This window comes from Patescibacteria group bacterium (assembly GCA_038063375.1).
Lineage (GTDB): Bacteria > Patescibacteriota > Minisyncoccia > Phycocordibacterales > JANLHH01 > JANLHH01.
This window is the reverse complement of the sequence record JBBTVG010000011.1, coordinates 39,011-46,583: the sequence shown is the minus strand read 5'-3', so window position 1 is coordinate 46,583 and position 7,573 is coordinate 39,011. Positions and strand designations below refer to the sequence as shown.

The following is a 7,573-nucleotide window of genomic DNA, read 5'->3' as shown; positions in this document are numbered from 1 at the left end:
AACGAAGTGAATTAGGGAACAAGAAGTACTCCTGTGGTGCGAAGACGAAACAAAGAGTTTAATACCCTTTATTTCCATGAAAAGCCATCATTTTGATAAGAAGGAATTCTTGTTTTTTTTGAAAAGAGGATGCCTCTTTGTTGTTCTTTTGATAGGCGCGTATTACGGGCCACAGATAGCAGTGGAACGTTTCGGTGGGCTGTACTCTGACAGGATACAAGCCGCGGCTACTCCAGAGACATTCGGGAATACCAAAGAAGAAAAAGGGAATGAGGAAGAAGCGCTTGTGTCTGTTTCAAACGGGAAAGAAGAGATGATACGCCTCGGGTTTGTCGGGGATATGATGTTTGACAGAGGAGTGGAGTCGCACATTCTCCGCTATGGCGGCGAGAATCAAGACTTCCCGTTTGAGAAGATACAAGCCTACCTCAAAACGTTTGATGTTTTGTTCGGCAACTTGGAAGGGCCTGTTTCCGACAAAGGCGCAGACGAAGGATCAGTCTATTCGTTTCGCATGTCCCCTGCCGTCGCCTTAGCACTTGCCCGAGCGGGCTTTAGTGTCGTGTCGGTGGCGAACAACCACATAGGAGATTTTGGAAAGGAGGCTATGACAGACACATTCCGTCGTCTAGACGACGCGTCCATTGTCTATAGCGGAGGAGGCAAGACCTCGGCGGAAGCATATAATCCGAAGGTCATGAGCGTTCGCGGCACACGTATTTCGTTTCTGGCCTTCAGTGAATTTGGAAAAAATTATCTTGAGGCAAAGGACTTTGAGGCGGGCATCGCGCTCATCTCTCGGGAGAGCCTGCAAACAAGTATCGCACTGGCAAAAGAGGTGAGCGATGTGGTCGTCGTCTCATTTCATTTTGGCGATGAATACGAGCCGGAACCGAACGACTATCAAAAGGAGACTGCTCGCTTGGCGATTGACCTTGGCGCGGACATTGTGGTGGGTCATCATCCGCACGTGGTAGAGCCGCTTGAACGATATAAAGAAGGATACATTGCGTATAGCTTGGGCAATTTTATATTTGATCAGAATTTTTCACGGGAGACCATGGAAGGTGCGGTGCTGGAAGTTTTGCTCCGCGGCACCCGTATTGCCGGTGTGAAGCTTACTCCTATCAGACTCAACGCGCATTTCCAGCCAGAGCTTTTAGTGCCATAACAACAGAGGGCCTCACCATGATATAATTTCTCCCATGGAAACAGGTAAGGATACTGACAAGACAGAGGAAGATATGCATAAAGGCCTCAATACGTACCCGGAACTTACTCGGAAACTACTCATTAATCGAGGCATTACGAGTGCCGAAGCGGCGGAGCGGTTCTTGAATCCCGACTACGAGCGTGATATACACGACCCGTTTTTGATCCTCTCTATGGACAAGGCGGTTGACCGGATACTTCGGGCGATTCTCGCAAAAGAGCATATCGTTATCTACGGTGATTATGATTGCGACGGTATTCCCGGAAGCGTCATCATGCATGATTTTTTTAAAAAGATCGGTTATCGGAATTTTGAAAATTATATTCCGCATCGACACAAGGAAGGATATGGACTTAATATTCCCGCCGTGGAGCAGTTTGCGAAGGACGGCGTTACTCTTCTCATTACCGTTGATTGCGGGATTACTGACGTGGAAGAAGTGGCGCGCGCGCAGTCGCTCGGTATAGACGTTATCGTGACCGATCACCATCTGCCGCAGGAAATACTCCCCGCCGCGTACGCCATTCTGAATTCCAAACAGGAAGGCGATACCTACCCCGACAATATGCTTTGTGGCGCGGGTGTCGCGTGGAAGCTCGTGACGGCACTCTTGCGGAAGGGCTCGTTTGACGTACCGAAGGGATGGGAGAAATGGCTTCTTGATATGGCGGGCCTTTCCACCATCGCGGACATGGTGCCTCTCAAAAATGAGAATCGGGTGCTCGCGCATTATGGTCTTAAGGTGCTCCGCAAAAGCAAACGGCCGGGCCTCTTGAAGCTTCTCCGAAAGATGTCGATCGAACAAAACCATCTTACGGAAGACGACATCGGTTTCATGATCGCTCCGCGCATTAACGCGGCAAGTCGCATGGATATACCAATGAAAGCGTTTCATCTTCTCTCAACGGAAGACGAAGTGCTCGCGGGGGAGCTTAGCGATCATCTCCATAAGATAAATGATGAACGCAAGTGGACGGTTGCGAACATCATGAAAGAAATAAAAAAGATGCTGACCCATCGGGAGCTCCGAAGTGTGATCGTGATCGGCAATCCAAAGTGGCGAGTTGGCGTGTTGGGAATCGTGGCCGGCAATATCTGCGAGGAGTATGGGCGTCCCGCTTTTGTGTGGGGCAGAGAAGGAGAGGGGAACATCAAGGGATCGTGCCGTTCTGATGGAAGCGTGAATGTCGTTGAATTGATGGCAAGCGTGCGAAAGAAACTATTCATCAATGTCGGAGGGCACGAGCTCGCGGGCGGTTTTTCCATTGCACACGACAACATACACACACTTGAAGACGAACTTGCTCTGGCATACGGGAAGGTGAAGCGCGCAAACACCGCTCCGGAAAAACTCCCGATAGATGCAAATCTGTCTCTTGATGAAGTGACATGGAATACGTACGGAGAGATCGAACGATTGGCGCCGTTCGGCATCGGAAACCACAAGCCCACGTTTCTTTTTGAGAATATAAAAATTGAAAACATGCGACATTTCGGCAAGGAGAAAAACCACTTGGGTCTTGATTTTAAAAACAGCGGAGGGCGTGGCGTTTCGGCAATCGGATTTTTCATGGACAAGGATTTTTTCCCCGGTGTTAGCGTGGCAGAGGATGAACGAATAACTCTTGTGGCGACCCTTGAGAAATCGTTTTTCGGGGGGAGGCGCGAGTTGCGATTGCGGATCGTTGAAATACGAAACGTTTGATCCCGTGAGTTGCTTTTGGCGTTGCGTAAAGTATTGTGCCGTAAGACTCCCCGCCATTACTCCAGTATACTGGAGTAATGGCGGGGAGATGCAAAGAGCGAGGAGACAATGGGTAAATACGGCGATGCTGTGGAAGTTGAGGGGTGATTATACACAGAGTGTTTGACAATCACGTATTTTCCGCTACGCTAGGAGGAAGTAGAGTCAGTAAAATTCAATAGTCATTTGACGAGGGAGGTGTTCTGATGCAGAAGAGTCCACACACGTTAATAGGTGCTGGGAGTTCTCTCCTTATCACTCAAATAAAGTGCAATGAGCCACGCACGCGGTTTGAGCGCAAAGTATATGCTCTGACAATAGGAGAGAACAACACACACATTAAAGTTAGGTTCAATAAGCTGATTCCCCAGGAATACGGGCTTTCAAAGAGGCGCGCGCTGTACTTTTTTCCCGATACGGCACGATGGAGAGGCGTAGTGTATCGGGATCGTTATTTTGACGATCCGGAACAACTAACCTTTAAGGTTGAAGTCATAGGGGTGCGGTATTTGTCGCACTCGGATATGTTTAAAGAGCTTGGTCTGTCTATTTCGGGATTTAACCTCAGGTATTTGTTCTTTACTAAATTTTTCAGCATATGCGGTCTGCCCAACAGATTGCCCGATAAGACGGCAACACGATTCGTGGACATCAAAGGAGACGCACTCAGAGTATTTGCGACAGACGTACTCTGCAAATGGGGCGACCTTTTTACTCCCGAGGAGCGGGCCATGGTTATCAAATATCTCAATCAGGACTAGTTGTTTCCCCCGCCCCGATGTAATCAGGGCGGGTTTTATTTTTGAAAAATACTGATATAGTGGTGATATGACCAAGCGAAAAATAATCATCTATACGGACGGCGGTTCACGGGGGAACCCCGGTCCTGCCGGCGCCGGCGCTTATATCACCGACAGCGAAGGCAAGAAACTCAAAGGCGTCTCAAAGTTTCTCGGCGTTCAAACGAACAATTTTGCCGAATACGAAGCGGTGATCCTCGGCTTACACGAAATAAAAAAAATGTTCGGCAAGAATGTCAAAGACATGGATATTGAGGTCAGAATGGATAGCGAGTTGGTTAAAAAACAATTAAGCGGCGAGTATCAGATACGAGAGGAGTCGCTTTTCCCGCACTTCATCAAGATTTGGAATATGCAGGTAAAAGACCTGCCGAAACTGAAATTCACGCACGTGCCGCGCGAAAAAAACCAAGATGCCGACCAATTGGCAAACGTTGCGATGGACGGTGGCGAATAGACATGGCACTCCACTCCGTGTTTTTTATTTTCATAGCAGGCTTTACGAGCGGGATCGCCTTCCGCTCGTTTTTTGACCTTGGTGTCGCATTCGCTCTCTTTGCGGTGTTCCTTTCGGTCGCGCTGTTTTTATATGTTCGCTTCGTTTCCCACAAAGGTTCGGTTTTTATGGGCGCGGTAGCAATAGGTATCCTTGCGGCAGGGGTCGGGATGTTGCGATTTGATATTGCCGACCGTGGGCGAGGGGATCCGCTTTTGGACACCTTGATAGAGCAACGCGTAGAGGTGCAAGGGGTGGTGGTTCTAGAGCCGGACGAACGGGAATTTAACACGCGCCTCATCGTCGCACTGGCTACGGTCAAGAAAGATACACAATGGAAAGAAGTGAAGAGTAAAATAATCCTATCCGCCGCACAGTATCCGGAGTACGACTATGGCGACCGGGTGCAGATAGCTGGCGTACTAAAGAAACCGAAAAATTTCACGTCGGGTACCGGAAGGGAATTCAATTATGAAGAGTTTCTCGGTAAAGACGACATCTATTATGAGTTGGCGTATCCGGAGATTGAACTCTTGGGAAAGGGAGAAGGAAATATCGTGAAAGGCACACTACTTTCTTTGAAACACTCATTTTTAGAGCGAATCTCCCGTGTTATTCCCGAACCGCACGCCTCTCTTTTAGGCGGACTTGTCGTCGGTGCAAAGACAGCGCTGGGCAAAGATCTCTTGGATGATTTCCGTAGAGCGGGCATCATCCATATTGTAGTGCTCTCCGGATACAACATCACCATTGTCGCCGAAGCGATTATGAGGTTTTTCTCTTTCCTTCCGCGCATCGCGGGGATGTGGCTCGGTGTTATTTCAATCGTGTTCTTTGCCGTTATGACCGGTGCCGGCGCGACGATCGTACGCGCTTCCCTCATGGCGCTTCTGGTAATTTTAGCGCGCGCCACAGGAAGAACGCACGATATCACCATCGCCCTTTTCTTGGCGGGTTTTCTCATGCTTCTCCATAATCCGAAGATCCTTATGTTTGACCCCTCCTTCCAGCTTTCTTTCTTGGCAACACTGGGGCTTATCTATGGCGCGCCGCTCATTGAGAAATATTTTCATCTGGTGCCGACACGATTTCAACTGCGCGAATTTGCGACGGCAACTATCGCGACACAGATTTTTGTATTACCCCTTCTTCTCTATATGACGGGAGAATTCTCCATGGTCGCGCTTCCCGTCAATCTTCTTGTCTTGGTATTCATTCCGCTGACCATGTTGTTTGGCTTTCTAACGGGGGTGGTCGGTTTTGTGAGTACCACTCTCTCGGTGCCTTTTGCCGCGGTGTCGTATCTCTTTCTTACCTATGAATTACAGGTTGTGGAATTCTTCTCATCGTTGCCTTTCGCGTCAGTCTCCGTTTCCTATTTTCCCCTATGGCTCTTGGTAATATTGTATATACTCATAAGTGCAATAATATTCAGATTTTACAAAAATACGCGCCATGCAGAACATTAAAAAACACAGCCACCTCTTCTTTCTCGCGTTCTTTTTTATCGCGAATGTTTTTATTTGGTCGGCTGTTTTTAGAGAGGAGCGAGGCAATGTGCTTACGGTAGCATTCTTGGACATAGGACAAGGAGATGCGATCTTCATTGAAGCGCCGAATGGAAATCAAGTATTACTTGATGGCGGGCCGAACAAGCGGGTATTGCGGGAGCTCGCTCGCATGATGCCTTTCTATGACCGCTCCATTGACGCGGTGATCGCCTCACATCCCGACAAAGACCATGTTGGCGGATTGCCGGCTGTTTTGACGCGGTACGACGTTGGCATGGCGATTGATCCGGGGCTTCCGCACGACACAGCCGTGTATCAAGAGTTTGAAAGATTGATAAAAGAAAAAAATATTGAAAGAATACGCGCGCGCAGGGGACAGATCATTTGGCTTGATGAGAGCGTCTATTTGGAAATATTGTTTCCCGACAGGGATCCCAAGGGGTGGGACACGAACGATGCTTCAATCGTCGCTCGGCTGGTATATGGCGATATTTCTTTCATGCTTACGGGAGACTCTCCGCAGAAAATGGAACAATATCTTGTGGGGCTTGACGGCGAGGCACTTGCCTCTGACGTGTTGAAGCTTGGGCACCATGGCTCCAAAACATCAACATCCGAATTATTTTTAGGATTCGTTTCGCCTACATACGCGATCGTTTCCGCCGGGAAGGATAATCAATATGGTCATCCTCACAAAGAGGTCCTGGAATTGGTGGAGCGATTTGGGATTCCCATATTCGCGACATACGAAACAGGAAGTATTATCATACGAACGGACGGAACAAACATTTCCATTGATTGAATGGGGTGGATTCATAACAAAAAGTCCGCCTCTCGGCGGACTTTTTGTTTTGCTTGTTACTTCTTCTTTGTTTCCAGATGTTTATTCGCTTTCATGCATCTTGTGCAGACCTTTGTTCGTGACCCATCCGGCATGCGCGCCCATTGGAGATTGGGCTGGCGTCTCACCTTTCCGGTCGGATTAAACTGCGTGGCACGAACGCGGTTGGAGTATCTTCCACCGACCTGCGAACCTTTGTTGCATATTGGGCATTGTTTAGCCATATTGACTTTCTATGGTATCATGTAATCCATAATATGCAAGCCCGGTAGTAGATTTTGATGTTGCGCTGGAAGCCGCGCACTGCGTGCTACATCAAAATTCACTACTGGGCAAGCCCGGTAATGGAATTGGATTTTATTTTTACAATTTTTATACTCATCATGTCGGTGATTATCCATGAGGTTTCTCACGGATATGTGGCGCAGATGTTCGGTGACCCCACGGCACGTCTGTCCGGACGGCTGACACTTAATCCGATCAAACACCTTGACCCGGTGGGGTCTTTTCTGGTGCCGATAGCCACCTATTTTCTCGGAGGTTTTATTTTTGGATGGGCGCGCCCGGTTCCCTACAATCCTTATAACTTTTCCAATCAGCGATGGGGGACGGCGTTGGTCGCGGCGGCAGGAGCGCTTTCAAACTTGTTCATCGCAGTCGTTTTCGGGCTTTTGATACGATTTTCCGGCACTCTTGGCATAGCGTCAGGGGCATTTGTGGACATCGCAAGCATTATCGTTTTTCTCAATATCGTTTTGGCGGTCTTCAACATGATCCCCATCCCACCGCTTGATGGGTCTAAAGTATTGTTCTCTCTCTTGCCGCATCACCTCAACTATATTCAGAATTTTTTAGAGCGATACGCTCTGATCATGGTGTTTTTTCTTATTCTTTTCTTGTGGCGCTTTGTCCTCCCCCTCGTGTTTTTCCTCTTTTCGTTCATTACCGGCGCAGGCTTTAGTTTCTAA

General features: G+C 48.4%; 7 protein-coding genes. All 7 read left to right on the top strand.

Features of this window, described 5'->3' with window-relative positions; all coding sequences use genetic code 11:
• Positions 1-76: 76 nt before the first annotated feature.
• The gene (locus AAB523_01695; protein ID MEK7555983.1) at positions 77-1,171 is read left to right on the top strand and encodes a CapA family protein; all 1,095 of its coding nucleotides are present in this window, start codon (positions 77-79) and stop codon (positions 1,169-1,171) included.
• 34 nt (positions 1,172-1,205) lie between these two features.
• Positions 1,206-2,918, top strand: a complete 1,713-nt coding sequence (gene recJ, locus AAB523_01690; GenBank protein MEK7555982.1) for a single-stranded-DNA-specific exonuclease RecJ — start codon at positions 1,206-1,208, stop codon at positions 2,916-2,918.
• Between the two features lie 245 nt (positions 2,919-3,163).
• Positions 3,164-3,718 carry a hypothetical protein gene (locus AAB523_01685; GenBank protein MEK7555981.1) on the top strand — a complete coding sequence of 185 codons (555 nt, stop codon included), beginning with the start codon at positions 3,164-3,166 and terminating at the stop codon, positions 3,716-3,718.
• A gap of 67 nt (positions 3,719-3,785) precedes the next feature.
• Positions 3,786-4,214 (top strand): ribonuclease HI family protein, encoded by a 429-nt coding sequence (locus tag AAB523_01680; GenBank protein ID MEK7555980.1) that lies wholly within the window; start codon positions 3,786-3,788, stop codon positions 4,212-4,214.
• Between the two features lie 2 nt (positions 4,215-4,216).
• Positions 4,217-5,722: a ComEC/Rec2 family competence protein gene (locus AAB523_01675; GenBank protein ID MEK7555979.1), complete on the top strand. Its 1,506-nt coding sequence runs from the start codon at positions 4,217-4,219 to the stop codon at positions 5,720-5,722.
• The gene (locus AAB523_01670) at positions 5,709-6,566 is read left to right on the top strand and encodes a ComEC/Rec2 family competence protein (GenBank protein ID MEK7555978.1); all 858 of its coding nucleotides are present in this window, start codon (positions 5,709-5,711) and stop codon (positions 6,564-6,566) included. Before AAB523_01675 ends, AAB523_01670 begins: the two co-directional genes overlap by 14 nt.
• Before the next feature lie 320 nt (positions 6,567-6,886).
• Positions 6,887-7,573, top strand: a complete 687-nt coding sequence (locus tag AAB523_01665) for a site-2 protease family protein (protein MEK7555977.1) — start codon at positions 6,887-6,889, stop codon at positions 7,571-7,573.

Coding starts and splice junctions, on each gene's coding strand:
- AAB523_01665 (MEK7555977.1), top strand. CDS start 6,887: ATGTTGCGCTGGAAGCCGCGCACTGCGTGCTACATCAAAATTCACTAC.
- recJ (MEK7555982.1), top strand. CDS start 1,206: ATGGAAACAGGTAAGGATACTGACAAGACAGAGGAAGATATGCATAAA.
- AAB523_01680 (MEK7555980.1), top strand. CDS start 3,786: ATGACCAAGCGAAAAATAATCATCTATACGGACGGCGGTTCACGGGGG.
- AAB523_01675 (MEK7555979.1), top strand. CDS start 4,217: ATGGCACTCCACTCCGTGTTTTTTATTTTCATAGCAGGCTTTACGAGC.
- AAB523_01695 (MEK7555983.1), top strand. CDS start 77: ATGAAAAGCCATCATTTTGATAAGAAGGAATTCTTGTTTTTTTTGAAA.
- AAB523_01685 (MEK7555981.1), top strand. CDS start 3,164: ATGCAGAAGAGTCCACACACGTTAATAGGTGCTGGGAGTTCTCTCCTT.
- AAB523_01670 (MEK7555978.1), top strand. CDS start 5,709: ATGCAGAACATTAAAAAACACAGCCACCTCTTCTTTCTCGCGTTCTTT.